The organism is Phenylobacterium sp. J367, assembly GCF_024699985.1.
Taxonomy (GTDB): Bacteria; Pseudomonadota; Alphaproteobacteria; order Caulobacterales; family Caulobacteraceae; genus Phenylobacterium.
Window position 1 is genome coordinate 3,251,716 of sequence record NZ_JAJONA010000001.1, and the last position, 24,111, is coordinate 3,275,826.

Here is a 24,111-nt window from a genome sequence, read left to right on the forward strand (position 1 = left end):
AGGTCTCGCCATGGCGTACGATGCAGAGCCTGAATTCCAGGACATCCGCGACGCTGTCCGGAAACTTTGCGGCCGCTTCCCCGGCTCGTACTGGCGCGAGCTGGACCGCGAGCGGGCCTATCCGAAGGCGTTCGTGGACGCCCTGACCGAGGGCGGCTTCCTGTCGGTACTAATCCCGGAGGCGTACGGCGGCTCGGGCCTCGGGCTGCGCGCCGCGGTAGCGGTGCTGGAGGAGATCCACCGCTCCGGCTGCAACGGCGCGGCCTGCCATGCACAGATGTACACCATGGGCACGCTCCTGAAGCATGGCAGCGAGGCCCAGAAGCAGGCCTATCTGCCGAAGGTCGCCAGCGGCGAGCTGCGCCTCCAGGCCTTCGGGGTCACCGAGCCCGACGCTGGCACCGACACCACCCGCATCACGACTTTCGCGAAGAAGGTAGGGGATGCCTATGTCGTCTCGGGCCGAAAGATCTGGATCAGCCGGGCCGAGCATTCGGACCTGATGGTGCTGCTGTGCCGGACCTCGCCCCGCGATAAGGCCAAGACCTCGGCGGGCATGAGCGTGCTGCTGGTCGACCTGCGCGAAGCGGTGGATAACGGTCTAACCGTCCGGCCGGTCCGCACCATGCTCAACCACGCCACGACAGAGCTCTTCTTCGAGGACCTCGTCGTCCCCGCCGCCAACCTGATCGGCGAGGAAGGGAAGGGCTTCCGCTATATCCTCGACGGCATGAACGCCGAGCGCATCCTGATCGCCGCCGAATGCGTGGGCGATGCGCGCTTCTTCATCGATCGGGCCAGCCAGTACGCCAAGGACCGGAGGGTGTTCGGCCGGCCTATCGGCGAGAACCAAGGCGTGCAGTTCCCGCTGGCCCGCGCCCATGTGCAGATGACCTCGGCGAGCCTGATGGTCGACCACGCCGCCAGCCTCTTCGAGGCCGGCGAGCCCTGCGGGACCGAAGCCAACATGGCCAAGCTCACAGCCTCCGAAGCCTCCTGGTTTGCCGCCGACGTCGCCCTGCAGACCCACGGCGGCTTCGGCTTCGCCGAGGAGTACGACATCGAACGCAAGTTTCGCGAGACCCGCCTCTACCAAGTGGCGCCCATCTCCACGAACCTCATCCTGAGCCACGTGGCCACCCACGTGCTCGGCCAACCGAAGTCCTTCTGATGCCAGCCTCGCTCGATGGTGTGCTCGTGGTCGCTTTAGAGCAGGCCGTGGCCGCGCCGCTCTGCACGGCGAAACTCGCTGAAGCCGGCGCCCGGGTGATCAAGGTCGAGCGGGCTGAGGGCGACTTTGCCCGGAGCTACGATCACGTCGTGCACGGCGAAAGCGCCTACTTCGTGTGGCTGAACCGCGGCAAGGAGTCCATCGCGCTCGACGTCAAGAACGACGAGGACGCCCAACTGCTTTCCCGGATGATCGCCGCGGCGGACGTCTTCGTGCAGAACCTCGCGCCCGGAGCGGCGGCGCGCGCGGGGTTCGGATCCGACGACCTACGAGCGCGTCACCCTCGGCTCATCACGTGCGACATCTCCGGCTACGGTGAAGACGGCCCGTGGACCGAGATGAAGGCTTACGATTTCCTCGTCCAGTGCGAAGCCGGCCTCGCCGCCATAACGGGAACTGTCGAGGGCCCATCCCGTGTCGGCGTCTCTGTCGCCGACATTTGCTGCGGAATGAATGCGCACGCCGCCATTCTCCAAGCGCTGTACGAACGGCAGAGAACGGGCAGCGGCAGCGGGGTGTCGGTCTCGCTCTTCGATGGGCTCACCGAATGGATGACCGTTCCACTCCTGCACCATGACTATGGTGGCCGCGCACCGGGCCGCTCGGGAATGCACCACCCTAGCATCGCGCCGTACGGCGCCTACAGCGCGGGCGACGGCAAGGAAGTCGTCCTCGCCGTCCAGAATGAACGGGAGTGGCTGGCCTTCTGCGACAATGTTCTGGCGAAGGCCGATCTGGCGAAGGATCCCCGTTTCGCGACCAACAGTGCGCGCTGCGCCAATCGAACGGCGCTGGATTCCGAGATCGCAGCGGTGCTGAACTGCCTGACGGCTGAGGAGCTGATTGCGCGGTTCAAGAAGGGGAACATCGCTTTCGGCTCGGTCAATGGCGTCGCGGAACTTTCGCGTCATCCCCAACTCCGCCGTACCGAGGCGCTATCGCCGAGCGGTCCCGTCGCCCTGCCGGCTTCGGCCGCACGCTGGAAGGGAGACCCTGTTCCGCCGGCGGCGACCTCTCCCGCCCTGAACGCCCACGGCGACGCGCTTCGCCTTGAGTTTTCCCAGTGACCGAGGATGTGACCGCCTCATGGCTTGGCCGCACGGAAGCTGCCGAGGACATCGCCAATGCCTCGGCAATTCGCGGCTTGGCGGCGCTGTTGGACCATGACGGCGCGCCCTGGCGGTCGAACGTCATGCCGCCGCTGGCGCACTGGCTATATTTCCCCCCGCAGGCCCGCCAGTCGGAACTCGGGGAAGATGGCCATCCAAAGCCCGGCGGCCTGATCCCCAGCAGCCTCTTTCCCCGGCGTATGTGGGCTGGCAGCCGCGTCCGTTTCCACGAGGACATCCCACTTGGTGCGAAGATGTCCCGCCGATCCGAGGTCGTTAACGTGGCTCGTAAGGACGGCGCGTCTGGCCCCCTGGTGTTCGTGACCCTCAGGCATGTGGTCCTCTCCAACGGCGCGCTTGCACTGGAAGAGGAGCAGGACCTTGTGTATCGACCGATAAACGCGACATCGCCGGTCCACCCTGCGGCGCCTCAGTGGCCGAGCGTGGAATCTGCCGGCGGCGATCGGGTCGTCGTGCCGGACGCCGTGATGCTCTTTCGCTTTTCCGCCCTCACGTTCAACGCCCATAGGATTCATTACGACCGTCGCTACGCGATCGAGCGGGAGGGCTATCCGGACCTCGTGGTCCACGGACCGCTTGCAGCGACTTTGCTGATGGACGCCTGGCTTCAGCGGACGGCCGGCCAACCAGCCCGATTCTCGTTCCGGGCGCAGCGGCCTCTGTATGTCGACCGCCCCGTACGCCTCGATGTCCAGGGCGATGCAGGCATGGCCAGACTGACGGCGCTCGACGCGTCCGGCACGGCCTGCATGACCGCGCAGGTCAGCGCCGTATGAGAGACATTCGATCCTATCTCTTCGTCCCGGCGACGGAGGAAGGGCGGGTACGGAAGGCCCACACGCGCGGCGCCGACTGTCTGATCTTGGATCTCGAAGATGGGGCGGCTCGGCAGGGCAAGGCGGCCGCGCGGGCCGCCTTGCCGCGCCTGATCGGCGAGCTGGCCAACAAGGCGCAGACCGTTTCGGTCAGGATCGACGGTTCGCCTTCGGACCTTCACGCGGACCTCTCGGCCGCTGTCCAGCCCGGATTGACAAGCATAGTCGCGCCCAAGGTGGATAACGCGGACAGCGTCGCGGGGCTCGTGGCGTCGATTAGGTGCAAGGAGACGGAGCGAGGCCTGCCAGGCGGCGCGATCGGTTTGATTGCGCTGATTGAGTCGCCCCGCGCCTTGGAGCACATCTCACGAATCGCGGACGTGCCGGGGGTGGTGGGGCTTGCGCTTGGTGTGGAGGACTTCACATTGGCGCTTGGGGTGGAGCCCGGCCCCGAGGCCCTTGACCTACCCTGTCGGATGCTCGCGCTCACGGCGGCGGCGCGCGGTCTGGCCTCGATCGGTGCGCCCGCGTCGATCGCAACCTTCGATCCGCCATCGCCGTATGGCCGCCGCGCAGCGTGCTAAGGCCATGGGAATGACGGGCGTACTTTGCATCCACCCCGCCCAGGTTGCGGAAGTCAACCGCACCTTCGCGCCGAGCGAGGCGCAGCTCGCGGACGCGCTCTTGATCCAGAAGGCGTGGGGAAGTCGACCGGAGGGCGCAGCGGTCGTCCGGATCGGAGACCGAATGATTGATGCGCCGCTCGCGAAGCGCGCTGAACGGCTGCTCGCCGGGGCGCGTTAGCCGCCAAGCTCAGTACGGCGAGGCGGACGGGGAACCGGATCCGATCTCGTCCCTGAAGTCGGCGGCGAGGCTATCGGAGCCCCGTACAAGCAGCCCGACGTCGCTTCCCACCGCGACAAACGTGCAGCCGAGCTCAAGGTACCGTCGGGCCAGGGACTTGTCCGCGTTCAGTATGCCCGCCGCCTTGCCAGCGCCTCGTACCCGCCCGATGGCCTCCTCGATCGCGGCCAATACGGTCGGGTCGGAAGGGCGGCCCCTATGGCCGAGGGCCGCGGAGAGGTCCGCGGGACCGATGAACACCCCATCCACGCCCTCCACCGCGAGGATGTCGTCCAGATTCCGGAGCCCCTCGGTCGTTTCGACCTGAACCAGCAGGCATATCTCTTCGTCCGCATGATCGAGGTAGTCGGCCGTACGCCCCCACCTGGCGGCGCGCGCCACCCCCCGTCCCAACGCCGCGGAGACCTTGGGGCGGATACCGCACGGCTCTCACAAGCAATTCGGCTTGCGCGCCGGTTTCGACCAGCGGGATGAGAAGGCTTGTGAAACCGAGATCCAGGTATTGCTTGATCATCCAGGTTTCGCCAATTGGCGGGCGGGCGACCGCATGCGCGCGCCCGCCGGATGTCGCCTGCAGCTGAGACAGCAGTGAGGGGACGTCGTTCGGGCCGTGCTCGCCATCGAAGAGCAGCCAATCGAAGCCGGCCTCCGCGCAGATCTCAGCCGTGTAGGGGGACGCCAACGCTTGCCACAGGCCGATTTGCGCCTGTCCAGCCCTGAGGGCCGCCTTGAATGGGTTGGCTTGCACGGCACTTCACCTTTCTGCGCGGGGGCGAGACCCTGGGATGGGACGCCGACGAGCCAACCAATCGCCGCAAGGTTTCGCCAGCCTTGGTTGCGATGAAGCCGCATAGGCGCGGCCTATCGCTGGCAATAGGCCTTAAACCTAACGTCGTCTCGAAAGTCGTTCTAACTGTCGTCTCGTTGGACGGGCGATGGGCCGGCGCGCATTGCCGTCCATCTCCAGACCAGCCGGACCTCTGCCCTAGGTGAGTGATGCTTCTTCGAGATCTTATCTGGCGCTGTTCGCGCAATTTTGGGTCTGACCTGGCCTTCTTGGATCCGCGCGTGGCGCGCACCTGGCGCGAGATGGATGTCCGCTCCGACCGCCTTGCGGCCGCCCTACAGGCCCTTGGGATCCGGAAGGGCGACACGACGGCGATCCTGTCGCACAACCGCGTCGAACTCGCGGAGCATTGGTTTGCGTGCCTGAAGGCTGGCTTCATTCGCGCGGGCGTCAACTGGCGCTACTCACTCCGGGAAAAGCTCCACACCATTCGCGACTGCAATGCGCGCGTCATCATCGTCGAAGCGTCCTGCGAAGAGGCCCTGAAGGACCACTACGAAGAACTGATCGCGGAAGGGCGCATCATTGTCGGCCTGGGCGCAGGCCACCGGCAACAGATCGATTTCGACGCCCTGATCGCCTCCACGGACACTGCGCCGCACGTCCCCGAGCTCGCCGACGACGACATCGCGATGCTGGGCTACACATCCGGTACCACCGGCAATCCCAAGGGGGTCATCCTCAGCCAGAAGAACTGCCTGACCTCCGTCGTCCATAACGCCCAGGTCAACGGCTACACGAAGAGTGACGTCCGGATCTACGTGACCAATCCTGCCGGGATCAACATCAACGGCATGTGCATGAACCTGGTGACCGGGATGACGACGGTCGTGGACGATTACTCCACCGACCGCTTTCTCGGCCAGGTCGAAGAGCATCGCGTCACGACAGTTACGCTGGTGCCCACCATGCTGGGCCGCCTGATCGATCAGGTTCGCAGCGGACACCATGATGTGTCCTCGGTCAGGCAGATCGCGTACGGCACCATGCCGGCGACGCCTGCGCTCATCCGAAACGCCTACAACACGTTCGGATGTACGTTTATCAACCGCTATGGCGCTTCGGAATCCACCGGCGCGATCGCAGCTTTGGACGACGATGGCCACAAGCTCGCCCTGAGCGCCGAGCCCGAGCTGCTGCTATCGGTGGGCAAGTCCATGCCGCACGCCGAGGTTTCCGTTCGCGACGACGACGGCGCAGTGCTGCCTTTCGGCGAGTTGGGTACGGTCTGGATTCGCAGCGATGCTGTGATGCAGGGCTACCTCAATCTGCCGGACGAGACGGCCCAGGCGCTCCGACACCCGTGGCTCAGGACCGGCGATTTTGGACGCATGGACGATCGCGGGTTCATCTTCCTGGGCGATCGGAAGAACCACATGATCGTGTCGGGCGGCTTCAACGTCTATCCGATCGTCGTGGAGAACGCGCTTGCGGAGCACCCGGCCGTCCGGGAGGCGGTGGTCGTGGGGGTTCCTCATCCGGAATGGGGCGAGGCGATCGTCGCCGCCGTCACCCTCTATCCGACCCCGAAGGTGTCCGCCGAGGAGCTGATCGAGCATTGCCGGCCCAGGCTCTCGAAGTTCGAAGTGCCCAAGCACATCGAGATATTCGAGAGCCTCCCCACGGGGAACACCGACAAGCTCAACAAGCGTGAAGTGCAAGCCAGGCTTGCGCGGTCAGAGCGGCTGCCCTGGGCGGCGAAACTTGCCGTTCAGGCGCAATAAGCGGGAAGAAAATCCATGAGTGTCGCGCGCCAGAACGCTGCCAGCTCCATCGACTACCGACGGCTGGTGGAGAGCGAGAGAGTTCACGGTTCTCTCTATACGGACGAGGCCGTCTTCGTCGACGAGATGGACAAGATCTACGCTCGCGGTTGGGTGTTCCTGGCCCACTACAGCGAGATCCCACGTCCTGGCGATTTCGTCGTCCGGCAGCTCGGGCGACAATCCGTGATCGTCTCGCATGACCTGACCGGAGAATACCGGGTCATGTTCAACCGGTGTCCGCACCGTGGCGCGGCCGTCTGCCAGGGCGATGCGGGGCACAGGCGGAGCCTCACCTGTCCCTATCATGGCTGGACCTTCGCTTTGGATGGCAGGCTGATGGGCGTGCCTTCGCCTGGGGCCTACGAAGGCGGCCAGCTGCAGCCTGCCGGACTGGCCCACATTCCTCGCGTGGCGCGCTACGGCGGGTTCATTTTCGGAAGCCTCTACGCGGACGGCGTGAGCTTGGAGACCCATCTCGGCAAAGCCAAGGTGTGGCTCGATCAGCTCCTCGGGCTTTCACCCGAGGGGGAAATTCAGCTGACCGCCGGGTGGATGAAGCATCGTCTCAACTGCAACTGGAAAATGGTCGTTGAGAACCAGGTGGATGGATACCACGCGCAAATGGTCCACGGATCCCTGCTCGCGGCCAACGAGACCTTTGCGACCGTCCGGGATCGGAAGGACACCTCGCCAACCCGGGTCCGGGATTTCGGCGACGGACACACCGACATCGATCACGCCACGGACTACCGCGTCGCCGGGGACAAGCTCTTCCGCTGGACGGGGGGCATCCCGGAGACTCGGCTCGGCAACTACGTGGCGGCGATGCGCCAAGCCTATGGCGCTGAGGAGGCCAACCGTCGGATGCTCGAGGGTCCACCGCACGCCATGCTTTTCCCCAACATCTCGCTCGCCGAGATGAACATCATGGTGATCCAGCCCATCAGTCCCACCGAGACTGTCCAGTTCACGACGCCCGTCTTTCTAAAGGGAGCGGACGAGCTGAACGCCCGCACCCTCAGGCGTTGCGAGGGCGCGCTTGGGCCAGCGGGCTTCCTGATCGCCGATGATGCGGAGATTGGGGAGCTCACCCAGATCGGCGTGAACAATCTGGCCCCTGAGTGGCTGCTCCTCAATCGTGGCCTGAGCTCGGAGGACGTCAACGCCGACGGCACGCGCGTGGGCGGCTTGATGGACGAAACGAGCCAGCGTGGCTTCTGGCGTCACTATCGAGAAGTCATGTCTGAGGGGGCAGGGGCCTGAGATGTCGGTAGAGCTTAAGGAACAGGAGCGCGGCCACGAGCGCCGCGCCCTGATCGAGGCGTTTGTCTACCGTGAGGCGCGGCTCGCGGACGAACACCGCTATGACGAGTGGGAATCCTTGTGGGCGGATGAAGCGACCTATTGGGTGCCGATCGGCGACGAGCCGGACCCTTCGACAAGACTGTCCTACATCTTCGATAACCGGTCTCGACTGGCGAGCCGCATTCGCCAATTGAAGACCGGGCGTCGCCATTCCCAGGCGCCTCAGTCGCGTCTCGCCCGAGTGATCTCGAATATCGAACTGGAGGACGGCGCCGGCGGCGATGTCTCGGTCCGCTCGAACTTCATCCTGATAGAGTCGCGGCGCGGCGCGATGATCACCTGGGCTGGCCGCACCCAACTTCGGCTTGTGCGTGTGGGGGGATGGGTACAAGATCGCCGCCAAGACCGTTCGTCTCGTGAACAGCACGGAAGCGATCACCAACCTGGCCTTCCTGATCTGAAGCCCGGCATATTCCGGAGAGGATGACGTGCTGGACGCCACGATCGTTGGTCTCGGCCTCGAGGGCATCACGCGCGAACCGACCGCCAGTGCACGTGTCCTGGCGGCCCGAGCTGTCCTCGCCGCCGCCGCGGATGCGGGGCTGCCGTGCGAGTCCATCGATGGGCTGCTTGTCTGCAGGAGCGGAGGGGCAACCGAGGCGGACCTGGGCTTGGAGCTGCAGAGGACGCTGTCCCTGCGAGACCTTCGCCTGTTGCAGGTGAGCTACGCCGAAGGTGCGAGCGCCATCGCGAACATCCAGCTGGCGGCGATGGCCGTGTCACATGGCATGGCGAGCGCCGTCGCCTGCGTCTTCGCGGATGCGCCGCTAACCCCGGGCCGGACTGGACGACAAGCGTTCGCCCAGCGTAAGGCCGCCGCGGGGCTCGACAGTCTCCGGTACGCAGCGGGCCTTTTCGGCGGCGCCGGGCTCTTCTCACTGCCCACGCGCCGCTACATCGACAGATACGGCGCATCGCCTGAGGACTTTGGCGCGGTGGCGGTGACCACGCGCGGCTGGGCCGGCCTGAACCCGCTCGCGACCTTCCGTCAGCCTCTCACGATGGAACAGTACCTCGCCTCCAAGTTCATCGCGGAGCCGCTGCGCCTCTATGACTGCGCAGCGCCGGTAAACGGGGCCGTCGCTGTCATCGTGACGCGATCCGACCGAGCCGCCCACCTCGCGCGACCGCCAATCCACATCCTCGGGATGGGACAAGGGCATCCAGGCGAACTCGATCAGGCCGGTGGCGACCGGGGGTTGCATAGCGGCGCCGCGGCGGCGCGTGCAACAGCCTTCCGCATGGCGGGCGTCGATCTATCGGACATCGATTTCTGCCAGTTCTACGACGCCTTCACCCTGCTGACTCTGACCGCTCTCGAAGCGTACGGCTTCTGCGATCCTGGAGAGGCGGGGGCGTTCATCAGGTCGGGGGCGACCGCGCCTGGCGGCGCGCTACCGGTCAACACCGGAGGCGGTCACCTGTCCGGGTTCTACCTTCAGGGCATGACGCCGGTGGCCGAGGCCGTAATCCAGCTTCGCGGCGACGCCGGCGAACGCTCATGCCCCCGCCGGGACATCGGGCTCGTGACGAACGAAGGCGGTCAACTGGATCATCACGCCAATCTTGTCCTGAGCCGCCAGCGGAGGGCCGCGTGACCCAACCCCTGCCGATTGCGGACGAGCTCAGCCGCCCGTTCTTCGAGGCGCTTTGCGTCGGGACGGTCCAGCTGCAGGCCTGCAATACCTGCGGCGCTTGGCAACTGGGTCGCGAGCTCTGCTGGAAGTGCAGGTCGGAAGATTTGGCTTGGCGGCCTTCTGGCGGCCGGGGCCGTGTCCATGCGTTCACATGGATGCACGCCGTATTCAGTCCGGCCTTTGCCGCTCTGGCGCCTTACGCCGTCGCGCAAGTCGAGCTGGACGAGGGGCCACGCCTGCTGGGCCTGATCAATGCGGATGCCGCGACCCTGAAGCTAGGCCTCCGGGTCAAGGTTGTGGCGGTCGAGATGGGTCCGGGCGCTTTCGCGCCGGTGTTCGAAATCGTCGGAGAGACGGAACAATGAGAGTGAGCGGTCTCGTGGCGATGTCCCACTCGCCCTCCTGGAACCTTCTGTTCGACCACGAGGGACCTGGGGCCGGCTTCGTCCGCGCCGTGGGCCGCGCCCGCGACCTCGTCGCGGAGCTTCGGCCGACCACGCTCGTGGTCTTCGGCCCAGATCATTTTCGGAACTTTTTCTGGGATGTGATGCCGCCGTTCTGCATCGGCGCAGGTTCCGTTCAAGGCTTCGGCGACTACGACTCACCTAAGGGCACCCTTCCCGGGAACCCGGAGCTTGCGGCGTTTGTCGCGGAGCGGGTCTTGGACTCCGGCTTCGATCCGGCCGTGTCCCTGAACATGGGGGTGGATCACGGCGTCACTCAGCCGTTTGCGGCCCTTGCGGGCGCAGCGCCGATGTCGATCCTGCCGATCATGGTCAATTGCGGAGGCGGCCCCATGCCGAGCCTTCGCCGGTGTTTCGACTTCGGCAAGGCGGTCGGCGCCGCCGTGAGGGCCTTCACGAGTGAAGGCGGCGTGGTGTTCGTGGGATCGGGCGGGCTTTCGCATTCTCCCCCATCGGTTTCGCCCTTCGACCCGTCGGTATCGCCGGACAACCGCGATTATGTGATCAACGGGCGGTCGCGAGCCGCTGAGTTCAATGCCGCGCGAGAGCGACAGTCCATCGAACGCCGCAAGGCGGGGGGCGTGGGGCCGGTCAACGAGCGGTGGGACGCTTGGTTTCTGGAACATGTCCGCAGCGGCGATCTGGAGCCGATCCTGGCCCTGGCCGGCGAGGACCTGCTTCGAGAGGCCGGAGTAGGGGGGCCAGGAGGTCCGCGCGTGGATGGCCGCGCTTGGGGCCTGGAGCGGACCCATTCAACACACGAGCTACGAAGCGGTGCCCACCTGGATTACCGGGATGGGCTGCATCACCGCTTCGGCCGCCTGAAACGAGGACGACCGATGAGCGATCACGAGCACCGCAGCATCTGGGGTCATTTGACCCAGTTGGCGTTCAAACAGGACTGGATCGACGCGGGCGGGATCCGAACCCGCTACGTGCAGGCAGGTCCCTCCGACGCGCCGGTCCTGATCATGCTGCATGGCACGGGAAGCAGCTGGGAATGCTTCTGCGCGACCCTCCAGTCCCATTCGGCGCACTTCAACTGCCTGGCCATCGACCTTGTGGGCAGCGGCTTCAGCGACAAGCCCGACACGCCATACGAAATTCCCTACTACGTGGAGCACCTTCGCGCGTTCATGGACGCCATGGGCGTGCAAAAAGCCTCGATGATGGGCGTGTCGCTCGGCTCGTGGATCAGCGGCCGCTTCGTCGTGACCTATCCCGAGCGCGTTGAGAAGCTCGTGTTGCTCGCGTCATCTGGGCTGATCGTCAACAAGGAGACGATGGGGCGGACTATCGGCGTGCGGTCGAAGGCGGTTGACGATCCCACATGGGAGCACATCAAACCGGTCTTCAACTCAATCCTATTCGAAGAGCGGGACCGAATTCCCGATCTGATTCAACTACGGCAAACGATCTATATGCAGCCCGAGATGAAGCGGGCGATGGACAACATCCTCGTGCTTCAACGCGAAGAGGTGAGGTTGCGGAACAACCTCTCCGAAGACGACTGGCGGAGCGTGCAGCAGCCACTGCTGATCATCCTCGCGCCAGACGACAATCCCGACTATCTCGTGACGGGCCGCCGCATCGCCGAATTGGCTCCCAATGCGCGGACGTGTGAGATCTCGGGCGTCAAGCACTGGGCCCACTACGAGAAGCCCGAGGTGTTCGATCCGGTCAGTCTGGGCTTTCTTCTGGAGGATCGCTGAACATCCGATTCCAGGACGATTGGGTTGAAGCCTCGGTGATCCAGCGGCCATCGTCGATCATCTCGCGCATAAGCTCCAGCGCGAGATCCTCGATCTCGACGGAAGCCTGCGAGATCTCCTGGGTGGGATTGCGCACCAGCGACACGCTGCGCCGCAGGTCGAGCCCGTGGATACGGGCGGCCGACAGCCGGCCCGCCGTCAGGTCTTCGCTCACCGCCGCATGCGAGAGCAGGGAATGGCCCTGGCGCTGGGCCACCAGCGTGCGGATGTGGACCAGCGAATCGATCTCGACATCGATCTTCAGGTCGAAGTCCTGGGCATCGGTCTGACGATCGACGAGCCGACGAAGGCCATGTGCGACTGTGGGAAGGATGACGGTTGCGGCCGCCACCTGGTCGGGTGACACCGGCTCAAGGGCGACACCTCGGTCGTCCACCGGGCCGAACTCGCCGGCCGGGCCGATGAAGAAGAGCGATTCATCGGCGATGTGCTTCACTGAGAGATGGCGCGCCACCTCCGCATCGTAGAGGATGGCCAGGTCGATCCGGCGTTGTTCGAGCCAGCCGCGTATCGCCCCCGACATCGCCTCTCTGAGTCGCAGGGTGATGAGCGGGAACTTCCGCCGGGCGGCGATGAGCAGCGGGACGCCCAACAGGTTGCTCGTGGATGCGGAGAGCGCGAAGGAGACATCGCCCTTGGGCTCGGTCTCGTGGCGCCGAACCTCTTCGCGGGCCCGCTGCATGGCGTGCAGTATATTGAGGGCGTGCTCTTGGAACATGCGCCCGGCATCCGTGACCGCGACCCCGCGGGACGTTCGATGGAAGAGCGGGACCCCGACCTCGTCCTCCAGCCGTAGAAGCTGTTGGCTGAGCGACGGCTGCGCTATCCCAAGTCGGTCGGCGGCGCGGGTTATCGAGCCGCACTCCACAATCATCAGGAAGTTCCTGAGCTGCCAGGCGTCCATGTCTCCTCCGGCGGCCGCGAACTTGTCCGGTTCCCTTGGCCATAGGCTCCGCTTCTGACTGGTAGCGGCCACGCGTGTTTGGCACGTCGGGTGCCGCAGTTGAATATGCTCGTTCAACTCCATGCGACATAGGCGACGTCAATGAGCTTAGCCAGCCCCGGGCCTAACCCTGCGCCTCCTACGGCGAAGGGGGTGTTTATCGGCAACCGCTGGTTCGCCTCGACATCGGGACAGACGGTGCCGGTCGTGGCTCCCGCGGAAGGGATCGTCTTCGCGGAAATCGCTGAAGCGTCGTCGGAGGACGTGGACCTAGCCGTATCGACGGCTCGGGAGGCGATGGACGGCACCTGGGGTTGTTCAACCGCGACCCAGCGCGGCCGCCTGCTGATGCGCCTTTCAGCTCTAATCCTGGACCATGCGGAGGAGCTCGCGCTCATTGAGGCCCGCGACACTGGCAGGCCCATCTCGCTCGCGCGGAACGACGTGCTCGTCACCGCGCGGTATTTCGAGTTCTACGGGGGCGGCGCCGACAAGCTGCACGGCGAGACGATCCCCTACCTCGCCGACTTCTTCGTCGCGACCCAACGGGAGCCGCACGGAGTAACGGCTCATATCATTCCCTGGAATTACCCAGCCCAGATGTTCGGTCGCTCCGTGGCTCCGGCGCTCGCGGCAGGCAATGCGGCGGTGGTGAAGCCCGCGGAAGACGGCTGCCTCAGCATCCTGAGGATCGCCGAGCTGGCTGCGGAAGCAGGCTTCCCAACCGGAGCCCTGGCGGTGCTTCCGGGCCGAGGCGCGACCACGGGCGCGGCCCTGACAGCCCACCCGGGCATCGACTTCATCGCCTTCACCGGAAGTCCAGAGGTCGGCGAGCTTGTCCAGATCGCGGCCGCCAAGCGTCACATTGGATGCACCCTCGAACTCGGCGGCAAGTCGCCCCACGTCGTCTTCGGCGACGCCGATCTGGAAGCGGCCGTGGCCGCTATCGTCACGGGCATCGTCCAGAACGCCGGACAGACGTGCTCGGCGGGATCGCGCGTGCTAATCGAGCGCGCCGCCTATGACCGGGTTCTGAAGGCGCTTGCCGACCGGTTCGCGCAGACCCGAGCCGGCACGCCGGAAATGGACCTGGAGCTCGGCCCGGTCATCAATGCGAAGCAGCGCGCTCGGGTGGATCGCTACATCGCCAATGCACGTGAAAGCGGCGTTCCCTTGGTCGCGACGGGTCAGATCCATCCCGGCGCGCCGCCAGGGGGCTACTTCGTTGCCCCGCATCTCTTTGCGCCTGTTCCTGAGCAACATCCCCTCGCCGTCGAAGAGGTGTTTGGACCCGTTCTCGCCGTCCTTCCCTTTGAGGACGAAGCCGACGCGCTGAGGCTCGCGAATGCTGGGGAATTCGGCCTACTGGCGGGTGTCTGGACTCGCGACGGAGCGCGGGCGATGCGGCTCGCCCGGAGCATCCGTGCCGGTCAAGTCTATATCAATGGCTTCGGAGCCGGCGGCGGCGTGGAGCTGCCGTTTGGAGGTGTAAAGCGCTCCGGACATGGAAGGGAGAAGGGCTTCGAAGCGCTCTACGAATTCTCCACCCTCAAGACCATCATTCAAAAGCACGGATAGGCGCTCCATTCGGCGAGCCTATCGCAGACATTGCGCATTGGTGGTGTCCATCATGCGAGCAGGTCTGCAAATCACGCACAGCATCGCGGTATCGTCCGCCGGTGACAAAACCAAACGCGCGCGGGGGGAGAAATGCTTAATACAGTGAGCCGCCAGGTCCTGGTGACACTCATGGCCACCTCAACGATCGCGGCCGCGCCCGTCGCCGCGTCGGCTGCAGAGCAACAGGCTGCGGTGGAGGAAATCGTCGTCACCGCCCAACGCCGTGAAGAGAGCCTTCAGGAGGTTCCAATTTCGGTTTCCGCGGTCACCGGGAACGCCCTGGAGCGGGCCGGGGTAACGGAGACGCGGCAACTCACCCAGAGCATGCCATCGGTGGTGTTCTCGCGCGCCAACGGCGCATTCCAGCCCTACATCCGCGGGGTCGGGACGCGGAACGCTAACATCGGCGATGAGTCGAGCGTCTCAGTCTATGTCGACGGCATCTATCAGCCGTCGATGAACTCGCTTGGCTTTGACCTCGTGAACATCTCGCGCGTCGAGGTCCTGCGGGGACCCCAGGGCACACTGTTCGGACGGAACGCCACCGGCGGCCTGGTGAACATCATCACCCCGGATCCGGAGCCGACCTTCTCGGGGCGTGCGGTTCTGCGCGCGGGAAACTTCGGGGAGTATTCTGCTGGTATTTATCTTACGGGCCCAATCGTGGACGGACTGGCCTGGGACATCAACTACCAGCGATATGGTGATGATGGCTATCTGAAGGATTTGGTCCGCGGGGGACGGGCGGGCGCCCGGGAAACCGAGGCGTTCAGGGGCAAGCTGCTCTTCCAGCCCAACGACACGTTCCGCGCGGTTGTGGCAGCGAGCGTGTTCGATGTGAGCGACCAGTCGCTCTCGAATCAGCCTGTGAATGGCAATACGATCGCCAACACCTTCATCCCCATCCCCGTATACGGCCGCGAGCCGTGGGAGACGGGGCTGGAGAACCTGCTTCTTGCAAGTGCGCGCACGAAGTCCCTCTCGCTACAGACGCGCTACGCCTTCTCTGCGGCGACCCTCGAGACCTCCTCAAGCTTGCAGAAAGGCGAGTCGCATTCGAGAACGGACAACGACGCTAGCAGCCGGGTCATCCAGAATTCCGAGACGTTCCAAGAAAACGCCTACATCTCCAACGAGGTGCGCCTGCTCTCGACCAGCGAGGGGCCGTTCTCATGGATCCTCGGGGGCTATCAATTCAGCGGCCGTGGTGAGTTCCGCCCGCTGATCTCGTACACGAACGGCGTGCGCGGCGTGCCGGTGTACACGCGCCAGGACGTCGACTCCTTGGCGGCGTTTGGCGAAGGCACCTACCGCCTTGGCGATCACGTGAAGCTGATCGCCGGTATTCGCTATACGAAAGAGGATCGCGAGTACAGCTCGCGGAACACGACGACGGTGCTGGTGCCCCTGCAGAAGGGCTCTCAGGACAAGATCACCTACCGCTTCGTCGCGCAGTATGCATTCAACGAGGATACCAACGTCTACGCGAGCTACAGCAGGGGCTTCAAAAGCGGCGTGTTTAACGGCTTCGCGACGACGCTTCCCGCCGCGCGGATGACGCGGCCCGAAACGCTCGACTCGATCGAACTCGGCGTGAAATCGGACCCCCTGCCCTGGCTGCGGGTCAACGGCTCAGTGTTCTGGTACGACTATACCGACATCCAACAATCCGCGCGGGATCCGAACCTGAGTCTCGTCGTGCTCTTCAATGCCGCCAAGTCGAAGACCAAGGGGGCCGAGATCGAAGTCACGACGCAGCCGCTCGACGGGTTGAGCGTCAGAGGCTACGCCACCTACCTGGATGCCACCTACCAGAGTTTCCCGGGCGCGCAGATCTTTCAACCCCGGACGCCCACCACCGCGAATCCGTGCCGCGCGGGAATCGCGTTTTGCGGCAATAATACGAACAGCAACTATGACGCGTCCGGCAAAGACATGCTCCGGTCTCCCAAGTTCACCGCGGGTATGAGCTTCGACTACTCGCGCGAAACCGAACTGGGTGTGTTTGCGATCGCGGGCAACGTCTTTTATAGCGCCAAGTATTACTGGGATTTCGAAAACCGCCTCGCCAATCCAGCCTACACGATGGTGAACGGTGAAGTCTCGTGGGCCCAGTCGTCTGACGAGAAGGCCCTGCGCCTCAGCATCTGGGCGCGGAACTTGGGCAATGAGGTTGTCTACAGCCAGATCCTCACCTCTGCGCAGGGTGACGTGGGCGCTTTTGAGCGGCCTCGGTCCTACGGCGTCGGGCTGTCCAAGCGGTTCTGATCCCTCCCTAGGGCGTGGGGCAACGGCCTCACGCCGACCGCTCAATGTGTAGTCAGGTGCATCCTCATGATGGACGAAAGCGTCGTTGGGCAGCTGGCGCGGAAGCTGCAGGGCTCCGAGGCCTCACGCCGGCAGATTCGTCAGTTCAGCCTCGAGTATCCGGACATCACCATCGAGGATGCCTACCGCATTCAGAGGGCATGGGTCGGACTGAAGCTCTCGGAAGGTCGCACCCTCAAAGGCCACAAGATCGGGCTTACGTCCAAGGCGATGCAGCGGACGTCAAACATCGATGAGCCCGATCATGGAGCGCTTTTGGATGACATGTTCTTCCCTGATGGAAGCGACATCCCGACCGACTGCTTCATCCTGCCTCGGGTGGAAATGGAACTGGCGTTCGTGCTCAAGGCGCCGCTTGAGGGTCCGAACTGCACGATCTTCGATGTCCTGAACGCCACCGACTACCTCACGCCCGCCGTGGAAATCATCGATCAGCGCATTGAGCCCGTCGACCCTGAGACGGGCCGCACGCGGAAGGTCATGGACACCATCTCCGACAACGCGTCGAACGCCGGCGTGGTCCTGGGAGGACGGCCGTTCAAGCCCGAGCAATTCGACCTGCGCTGGATTGCGGCGGTGTGCTACCGCAATGGCGTCGTGGAGGAGTCTGGCGTTGCTGCCGCGGTCCTCAACCATCCGGCCCATGGTCCGGCCTGGCTGGCGAACCGGCTTCATCTGCATGGCGAACGTCTTGAGGCGGGCGAGATCGTTCTTGGCGGCTCTTTCATCGCACCGGTCGCAGCGCGCGCCGGCGACACCTTCCATTTCGACTATGGGCCTTGCGGAGCAATCAGCTGCCGTTTCGTCTGATTAGGGTCGGGCGCTTCCATAGCTAAACTCAATCACCGCGTACGCGACAGTTTAATAGCGGACCAATCTGAGCGACCTAGTTTGAACGGGCCGAAAGCGGCGGGCGAGCTGCCGCTTCTCCAGGAGCCAAGCGACATGGAACTTAGATTTTCGACCGGCGCCTGGGAACTGCCTGAAGACCTGCGGATGCTTCAGGACCTCGTTCGCCGCTTCATGGCGTCCGAAGTGCGTCCCCTTGAGGACACACTGGAGCATGACGCCGCCGGCCTTCCCCCGGAGCAGCTGCAGGCGCTCCAAGCGAAGGCCCGCGACCTGGGCCTTTGGGCGCTTCAGACGCCACTCGAGTTCGGCGGGGCGGGGCTTGGTATCCTGGGTCAAGTCCTCGTCGCCGAAGAAGCCGCCAAATGCCGCATGGGCGCTTACTTCCCCGCGCTCGGGGCGTTTGGCGGCAACCCGCCCAGCGTCCTCCTGAGAGCATCCGCCGAACAGTGGGCCCGCTATGGGCGGCCGATCGTCGAGGGCAGCGACACTCGCCCGTTCAACGCCGTGAGTGAGGCGACGGGGGGCTCGGACCTAGCGCGAGCGATCCAGTGCCGCGCCGAGAGGCGCGGCGACCAGTACGTGCTCAACGGCTCGAAGATGTGGATCACGCACGCGGGCCGCGCGGACTGGGGGGATCGTCTACGCGCGCACGGGCGACCTGGGCGAGCGGGGCGGCATCAGTTGCTTCATCGTGCCCACCGACACACCGGGCTTCACCCGACGTCCGATCGGCGTGATGACCTCCTACTCGCCGTTCGAGCTCACCTTCGAGGATGCGGTCATCCCTGCGGAGAATCTGGTCGGGGAGGAAGGGCAGGGGTTCGCGCTCGCCGACAGCTTCCTCGTGAAGCAGCGTATCACCTATGGGGCGGGCACGGTCGGGATCGCCCAGTACGCTCTTGAGCTGGCGATCGAATGGGCGAAGCAACGCGAGGCGTTCGGTTCCCGCCTCGCCGACAAACAGGCGATCCAGTGGATGGTCGCCGACAGCGAGATGGAGCTTCGGGCCGCGCGCCTGCTGATCTACCAGGCCGCCTGGAATGCCGACCTGGGGCGCGACGTCCGTGTGGACGCCTCGATGGCGAAGGTGTTCGGGACGGAGACCGCGTTCCGGGTGGTCGACCGCTGCATCCAGATATTCGGTGCGCTCGGCGTGTCCAAGGAGATGCCGCTTGAACGCTGGTTCCGCGAGCTTCGGGTCAAACGGCTCGGCGAGGGAACCTCTGAGATCCAACGGATGATGATCGCGCGCAGCCTCCTGGGCACGCGCGGATCCAAGTGACCCAGGCTGTTTGATCCGCCTGGGCGAATCCCCTCCAGCCCTTCAGGTGAGCCGAAATGCAGACCAAGATGACGTCGATGTTCGGGATAGAGTATCCGATCTTCGCCTTCAGCCATTGTCGGGATGTCGTTGCCGCGGTTTCGAAAGCCGGCGGCATGGGGGTCTTCGGCGTCAGCGCGCTGCTTCCTGAGGACCTGGAAACTGATCTGGCGTGGCTCGACAGAGAGCTCCAGGGCCGACCCTATGGCGTGGATCTTGTCGTCCCGGAGTCCGAGGGGAAGGATCTGGAAAGCCTGAAGGCCGAGATTCCGGAGGCACATAAGCGCTTCGTCGCGCAGCTGGGCGAGAGGTTTGGTGTCCCGGAGAGGCGCAGCGGCCGGGCCGGTCGGGAATTCGGCAAGGGAACGTGGGGCCCGAAGCTCGCGGCCGAGCAATGGCAGGTGGCACTGAACCACAAGGTGGCCGCGGTTGTCAGCGCGCTCGGCCCGCTCCCGCCTTCCATCGTTGAGGCGGCGCGAGCCAACAATATCCGCGTCGGGGGCATGTCCGGCGCGCCCGAGCACGCCCGACGCCACGTCGCCGGCGGCGCGGAATTCGTGATCGCCCAGGGCACGGAGGCCGGTGGGCACACCGGCGACGTGTCCACTTTCGTCCTCGTGCCTCAGGTGGTCGACGCCGTGGGACCGGTTCCAGTCCTCGCGGCCGGAGGGGTCGGCACTGGCCGTCAACTCGCGGCCGCGCTCGCGCTTGGCGCGGAAGGCGTCTGGACGGGGTCTATCTGGTTAACCTCGAACGAGAGCAGCTTGCATCCGCGCGCCGTGGAAAAGCTGCTGGCCGCTTCCTCCTTCGACACCGTCAGATCGCGCGCGCGGACGGGCAAGCCGCTTCGCCAATTGAAGACGGCTTGGAACCAAGCGTGGGAGGCTGAGGGCGCGCCCAAACCACTGCCGGCGCCCTATCAACGGGCGCTTGTCTACGAGCAGATGCAAAGCATCGAGGAACACGGCGTAGCCGAGCCTATCGGTTCGGCCGTGGGACAGATCGTTGGGACCATGAACGAGCGGCGGCCCGCCGCACGGATCATGCGCCGGCTCGTGGAGGAGTACGCCGAGGTCGCGGACCAGCTGCGTGCGACCATCAATACGCACCTCGGCGACTAATCCGACAAGGCACCTACTCGGCGAAACTCTCCTAGGCAACGACATGGATCGTGTGGTGATCGTCGGCGCTGGCCACGCTGGGGGCACGGCAGCGGCGTTGTTGAGGCAGCTCAAGTTCTCAGGAGAAGTGGTCCTCCTCGGGGACGAGCCGGAAGCGCCTTATCAGCGCCCCGCCTTGAGCAAGGCGTGGCTGCATGGGAAGGCCGACGCTGACAGCCTGTCGTTGAGGCCGTTGACCTTCTACGCCGAGTGCGGGATCGACTTTCGTCCGTCGGCTCGGGTCCAGGCGATCAATCGGGAAACCAGGACCATCACGTGCGCCGACGGCGGCTCCCTGGCCTACGAGCGCCTCGTGCTGGCGACCGGGGCTCGGGCCAGGCGGCTGCGCGCGCCGGGGGCTGATCTGCTGGGGCTGTTGAGCCTGCGCAGCATGGCCGATGCGGAAGGCCTGAAGCAGGCGATCTCGCCGGGGACGAGGGTGGCCGTGATCGGCGGCGGCTACATCGGCCTTGAGGTGGCCGCCTCGGCGCGCGCGTTGGGTGCGGATGTGACGGTTTTCGAGCGGGAGGACCGGCTGCTGGCGCGGGTGGCCTGTCCGCTCGTCTCGCATTTTCTTCGCGCCCAACACACGTCTCGCGGCGTTGCATTCGAGTTTGGCTGCTCGGTCGTGGCCCTCGTCGGCGCCGCTGGACGCGTAGGCGGGCTAGAGCTCGCCGACGGTCGGAGCATGCCGTGCGATGTGGTCGTGGTTGGGGTGGGCGCGACGCCGAACGACGAGTTGGCGTCCGCATGTGGCCTGGATACTGACGACGGCGTGATCGTCGACCTGGACGCACGCACCAGTGATCCTGACATCTTCGCCATCGGCGACGTCACGCGCCGACCGATGCCCATCTATGACCGCAGGTTTCGGCTGGAGAGCGTTCCCAACGCGCTCGAACAAGCCAAGCAGGCGACCGCCGCCATTCTCGGTAGTTCCAGGCCGGCAGAGGAGTGTCCGTGGCAGCGGTCAGACCAATACGACCTGAAGATCCAGATCGCTGGCTACAACTTCGACGCCGACGAGGCGATCGTGCGCGGGCTGCCGGAGACGAAGTCCTTCGCCGTCTTCCACCTGAAGAGCGGCGTCGTGCGCTGTGTAGAGGCCGTGAACGCCGCCCCTGAGTTCATGATTGGCAAGCGGCTCATCCTCCGCGGAGAGCGGGTGGACCCTTCGAAGCTCGCCGACCCGACGGTGTCGATGAAGCATGTCCTCTTGTCCCAAGCGGAACCGGCGAGAACCGCTGTCCAGGATCGCTCAGCATGACGCGCAATGGGCCCCTGTCCGATCTCAGGATCGTGGAATTCGCCGGGATGGGGCCCGGTCCCTTCGCCTGCATGCTGCTGTCGGACCTCGGCGCCGACGTCTTGCGGATCGATCGGGCGGATGCGCCAGATCCGCACCCGTGGCAGATCGCGGCTCGCGGGAAGAGGTCGCTGGGCCTCGATCTCAAGGACCCCGCAGCGGTCGAACAGTGCCGCCGCATCATCGAACGGTGCGACGCGGTCGTGGAGGGTTACAGACCGGGCGTGATGGAACGGGTCGGGCTGGGCCCGGATGTGGCGCTAAAGCTCAACCCGCGTCTGGTCTATGGGCGCATGACCGGTTGGGGGCAGAGCGGACCCCTCGCTCAACGCGCAGGTCATGATCTGAATTACATAGCCATCTCGGGCGCTCTGCATGCGATCGGCCCCAAGGACCACCCAGTGCCACCGCTCAACCTAGTAGGCGACTACGGGGGTGGCGCCCTCTACCTCGTGATGGGCTTGCTCGCAGCCCTGCATCACGCGCAACGCACTGGGGAAGGGCAGGTCGTGGACGCCGCCATCAGCGACGGCGCGGCCTCGCTCATGTCGGTCTTCTACGGACTTGCGGCCGAGGGGCGTTGGCAAGGTGAACGCGCCAGCAACAGTCTCGATGGCGGAGCCCACTACTACGGCGTGTTCGAATGCCTGGACGGCGAGTGGATTTCGATCGCGGCCATCGAACCGCAGTTCTATGCGCTGCTTCTGGAAAGACTCGAAATCCATGACGAGGCCCTTCGCGCACGCCAACACGACCGCCAGGCTTGGCCGGAGCTTCGGGAGAAGCTTGCGAAGCTCTTCAGGACTCGCCCTCGTTCGGCCTGGTGCGCGCTGCTGGAACAGTCGGACGCATGCTTCGCGCCCGTGCTGAACCTCAAAGAGGCCGTCGCGCATCCGCACAATGTGAGCCGTGGGACGTTCGTCGAGGTCTCCGGCGTCGTGCAACCTGCACCGGCACCCCGATTTTCGGCGACGCCTGGGACTGTGCAGGGACCGCCAGTTAAGACGGGAGAAGGTGGACGCGACGTGCTGCGCGAGTGGGGCGTCCAACCCGTTAGACCAACATGATCGTCCATGGTTGTTCTCCGTCCGATGCTTGGGCCCAGCTTCGGGCCGTGAGCCCGGACTTGCATCCTATCGGGGAACAACCGCCCTCAAACGACCATGGTCTGGCGATCCAGGGCGCGTGCGCTCAGCTCGTCGTGCCCTGCCGCGAGATCGGTCTGTTCACCAGGCGCTGACGGCGGCGGACGGGTCGCGCCGCGGTGGCTGCCTCAACAAGGGCTACGATTCGAAAGCAACCTCGAGACGGCGCTGGCCGGCTGGCACGCCGAGATGGCCGGCCGGGTCGGCGGTGCGCCTCGCCGGCGCCGCGCGCGAGCGCCGATCTCACCAACCGAAGCTGTTAGACGCGGCTGAGCGGCCCTGGGCAACGAGGGCCGGAACACAGCGCGAATAGTCAGTCGCTGCATAGTGATATCAAGGAGATAGAACCGCCTTCTAAGCAGTTGCTCTATGTCAGCGCAGGTAAGCTGCGTTCAGGCGGCCCAGTCGTAGATTCCGCCCTCAGTCGCCATCCTAACAAGCGGCTCCCAGTCGGGATCATGGCTCGCGGTCATCATCGGAAGACTCCGAGCTGCGCATGCCTCTCTGATCACAGCTCGCACGTCTCTGGGCACCCGGTCATTCTCCGGCCCGTGCACTTCGAAGAGGAGCCAACCGCCGGTCTGAAGGCGCCGGAACTCCAGCACTGCCTGCTCCCTGAAGACGGCGTAGGCGGTTCTGCCTGTCAGCGCACCCAGGACATGATGGCGCAGGCAATTGCGAAAGCGGCGACCTGCTCGGATGAGGTCAGAGGCGGTTCGAAGCGGTCGGAAATCTGCGTCCGCGTCCAGCGGGTGTTCAGGATAGGCGGCGGAGCGGCGCATAAGTCGCGCGATCACATTCTGGAGCCGAGCGCGACCGTGCATGTTCGCGATTGCGCGGTGAACAGCCTCATCTGATGGACCATTCGGGAGACTTTGCAGAAGGCGGAGCGCCTCCAAGAAATCACTGAGATCGCGCAAGCTGGTTGCGCCGCGGAGGACGTTGGGGTGGAGCCACTTCGGATCGAAGTGAGTCACGGCATCGATGGTGAGGCTCGTGATCTCTCCACAGTGCTGGAGACAACGTGTCCGGTCGCGCTTCTCTGGGGACGCGAAAAGCGCCACCAACGCCTTGTAGTGGTCGGCTCGGGGCAGGGGAGTGCTACCGATCCGCTCCAGGGCTCCCATCAGCCCGTCAGGAACGCCTCCGATCGCGCTGTCGAGCACATGACGAGCCCGTCCGACGCAGAGCGCTTGCGCGAGAAGCTCCGCCTCCTGCTCATTCCGGTCCATCGTGTGCGCAATCGCGGCGAAGATGGCCTGCCGGACGAGAGGTGAAGAACGCAACAGGCGGCGGAGAACGCCCGACGCCAGGCCGTCCAGTTCCACAAGGCGCTCCGTAGCCCATCCCAGAAGATCTTGATCTGCATACTGCCAAGCTCGTGCGCGAATACGTCGGCCGGATAGCGAGCTCAGCTCATTCATGCAGCGGTCTCTCCTGACGGGGGAGGCCGATCGTCTCATATTTTGTGAATCCGTCGAGAAAAATGGGCCCCGAGGCGCGGCGGCGGAACTGTATTTGTTGCTCAACCGAGTTCTCAGATTA

The 24,111-nt window shown here is 64.9% G+C and carries 21 protein-coding genes and 2 pseudogenes; 19 read left to right on the top strand and 4 right to left on the bottom strand.

All coding sequences use genetic code 11. The annotated features are described in order from the left end of the window. Positions 1-10: 10 nt before the first annotated feature. From LRS04_RS17430 to LRS04_RS17450, 5 genes are read left to right on the top strand one after another with little or no spacing between them, the layout of a single operon-like run. A complete protein-coding gene (locus LRS04_RS17430) occupies positions 11-1,171 on the top strand; it encodes an acyl-CoA dehydrogenase family protein (RefSeq protein ID WP_257817424.1) in 1,161 nt (386 codons plus the stop codon). Next, positions 1,171-2,298 (top strand): CaiB/BaiF CoA-transferase family protein, encoded by a 1,128-nt coding sequence (locus LRS04_RS17435; RefSeq protein ID WP_257817425.1) that lies wholly within the window; start codon positions 1,171-1,173, stop codon positions 2,296-2,298. The genes LRS04_RS17430 and LRS04_RS17435 overlap by 1 nt, the downstream gene beginning before the upstream one ends. Further along, positions 2,295-3,137 (top strand): hypothetical protein, encoded by an 843-nt coding sequence (locus LRS04_RS17440; RefSeq protein WP_257817426.1) that lies wholly within the window; start codon positions 2,295-2,297, stop codon positions 3,135-3,137. Before LRS04_RS17435 ends, LRS04_RS17440 begins: the two co-directional genes overlap by 4 nt. Next, positions 3,134-3,760 carry a CoA ester lyase gene (locus tag LRS04_RS17445; protein WP_257817427.1) on the top strand — a complete coding sequence of 209 codons (627 nt, stop codon included), beginning with the start codon at positions 3,134-3,136 and terminating at the stop codon, positions 3,758-3,760. The genes LRS04_RS17440 and LRS04_RS17445 overlap by 4 nt, the downstream gene beginning before the upstream one ends. 4 nt (positions 3,761-3,764) lie before the next feature. Then, the gene (locus tag LRS04_RS17450) at positions 3,765-3,980 is read left to right on the top strand and encodes a hypothetical protein (protein WP_257817428.1); all 216 of its coding nucleotides are present in this window, start codon (positions 3,765-3,767) and stop codon (positions 3,978-3,980) included. Between the two features lie 9 nt (positions 3,981-3,989). Here LRS04_RS17450 and LRS04_RS17455 read toward each other — a convergent pair whose 3' ends face one another. After that, positions 3,990-4,421 (bottom strand): aldolase/citrate lyase family protein, encoded by a 432-nt coding sequence (locus LRS04_RS17455; RefSeq protein ID WP_257817429.1) that lies wholly within the window; start codon positions 4,419-4,421, stop codon positions 3,990-3,992. 73 nt (positions 4,422-4,494) lie between these two features. Beyond that, positions 4,495-4,788: pseudogene (locus LRS04_RS28225) on the bottom strand (aldolase/citrate lyase family protein); the annotation flags it as partial. A 248-nt stretch (positions 4,789-5,036) separates the two neighbouring features. On the opposite strand from LRS04_RS28225, the gene LRS04_RS17465 reads away from it, so the two are divergent. The 6 genes from LRS04_RS17465 to LRS04_RS17490 are packed head-to-tail and all read left to right on the top strand — an operon-like array spanning position 5,037 to position 11,831. Then, positions 5,037-6,611, top strand: coding sequence for a class I adenylate-forming enzyme family protein (locus tag LRS04_RS17465; RefSeq protein ID WP_257817430.1), 1,575 nt, complete (start codon positions 5,037-5,039; stop codon positions 6,609-6,611). Between the two features lie 15 nt (positions 6,612-6,626). Continuing rightward, positions 6,627-7,916: a Rieske 2Fe-2S domain-containing protein gene (locus LRS04_RS17470; RefSeq protein WP_257817431.1), complete on the top strand. Its 1,290-nt coding sequence runs from the start codon at positions 6,627-6,629 to the stop codon at positions 7,914-7,916. 1 nt (position 7,917) lies between these two features. Then, a complete protein-coding gene (locus LRS04_RS17475; protein ID WP_257817432.1) occupies positions 7,918-8,445 on the top strand; it encodes an aromatic-ring-hydroxylating dioxygenase subunit beta in 528 nt (175 codons plus the stop codon). A 1-nt stretch (position 8,446) separates the two neighbouring features. Continuing rightward, positions 8,447-9,616 carry a thiolase family protein gene (locus tag LRS04_RS17480; RefSeq protein WP_257817433.1) on the top strand — a complete coding sequence of 390 codons (1,170 nt, stop codon included), beginning with the start codon at positions 8,447-8,449 and terminating at the stop codon, positions 9,614-9,616. Then, the gene (locus tag LRS04_RS17485; RefSeq protein WP_257817434.1) at positions 9,613-10,020 is read left to right on the top strand and encodes a Zn-ribbon domain-containing OB-fold protein; all 408 of its coding nucleotides are present in this window, start codon (positions 9,613-9,615) and stop codon (positions 10,018-10,020) included. The genes LRS04_RS17480 and LRS04_RS17485 overlap by 4 nt, the downstream gene beginning before the upstream one ends. 2 nt (positions 10,021-10,022) lie before the next feature. Further along, positions 10,023-11,831, top strand: a complete 1,809-nt coding sequence (locus LRS04_RS17490) for an alpha/beta fold hydrolase (RefSeq protein ID WP_257817435.1) — start codon at positions 10,023-10,025, stop codon at positions 11,829-11,831. Here the strand turns inward: LRS04_RS17490 and LRS04_RS17495 are convergent. Then, complete coding sequence (locus tag LRS04_RS17495) at positions 11,800-12,795, bottom strand: LysR family transcriptional regulator (protein ID WP_257817436.1); 996 nt, start codon at positions 12,793-12,795, stop codon at positions 11,800-11,802. The two genes, LRS04_RS17490 and LRS04_RS17495, sit on opposite strands and share 32 nt — an antisense overlap. Before the next feature lie 192 nt (positions 12,796-12,987). Here LRS04_RS17495 and LRS04_RS17500 point away from each other — a divergent pair, with 192 nt between their 5' ends. The 8 genes and pseudogenes from LRS04_RS17500 (at position 12,988) to LRS04_RS17530 (ending at position 22,488) form a co-directional block, all read left to right on the top strand. Then, entirely contained in the window at positions 12,988-14,412 is a 1,425-nt protein-coding gene (locus LRS04_RS17500) for an aldehyde dehydrogenase family protein (protein ID WP_257817437.1), read from the top strand. A gap of 144 nt (positions 14,413-14,556) precedes the next feature. Further along, positions 14,557-16,722 carry a TonB-dependent receptor gene (locus LRS04_RS17505; RefSeq protein WP_257817438.1) on the top strand — a complete coding sequence of 722 codons (2,166 nt, stop codon included), beginning with the start codon at positions 14,557-14,559 and terminating at the stop codon, positions 16,720-16,722. 69 nt (positions 16,723-16,791) lie between these two features. After that, complete coding sequence (gene hpaH / locus LRS04_RS17510) at positions 16,792-17,592, top strand: 2-oxo-hept-4-ene-1,7-dioate hydratase (protein WP_257817439.1); 801 nt, start codon at positions 16,792-16,794, stop codon at positions 17,590-17,592. Between the two features lie 186 nt (positions 17,593-17,778). After that, positions 17,779-18,252 (top strand): annotated as a pseudogene (locus LRS04_RS28230) (acyl-CoA dehydrogenase family protein); the annotation flags it as partial. A 73-nt stretch (positions 18,253-18,325) separates the two neighbouring features. Beyond that, complete coding sequence (locus LRS04_RS17515) at positions 18,326-18,916, top strand: acyl-CoA dehydrogenase family protein (RefSeq protein ID WP_257817440.1); 591 nt, start codon at positions 18,326-18,328, stop codon at positions 18,914-18,916. Positions 18,917-18,972: 56 nt separating this feature from the next. Beyond that, complete coding sequence (locus LRS04_RS17520) at positions 18,973-20,076, top strand: nitronate monooxygenase (protein WP_257817441.1); 1,104 nt, start codon at positions 18,973-18,975, stop codon at positions 20,074-20,076. Positions 20,077-20,119: 43 nt separating this feature from the next. After that, complete coding sequence (locus LRS04_RS17525) at positions 20,120-21,382, top strand: NAD(P)/FAD-dependent oxidoreductase (RefSeq protein WP_257817442.1); 1,263 nt, start codon at positions 20,120-20,122, stop codon at positions 21,380-21,382. After that, positions 21,379-22,488, top strand: coding sequence for a CaiB/BaiF CoA-transferase family protein (locus LRS04_RS17530; protein ID WP_257817443.1), 1,110 nt, complete (start codon positions 21,379-21,381; stop codon positions 22,486-22,488). The genes LRS04_RS17525 and LRS04_RS17530 overlap by 4 nt, the downstream gene beginning before the upstream one ends. Positions 22,489-22,958: 470 nt before the next feature. Here LRS04_RS17530 and LRS04_RS17535 read toward each other — a convergent pair whose 3' ends face one another. Next, the gene (locus LRS04_RS17535; protein WP_257817444.1) at positions 22,959-23,894 is read right to left on the bottom strand and encodes a hypothetical protein; all 936 of its coding nucleotides are present in this window, start codon (positions 23,892-23,894) and stop codon (positions 22,959-22,961) included. Between the last annotated feature and the right edge of the window lie 217 nt (positions 23,895-24,111).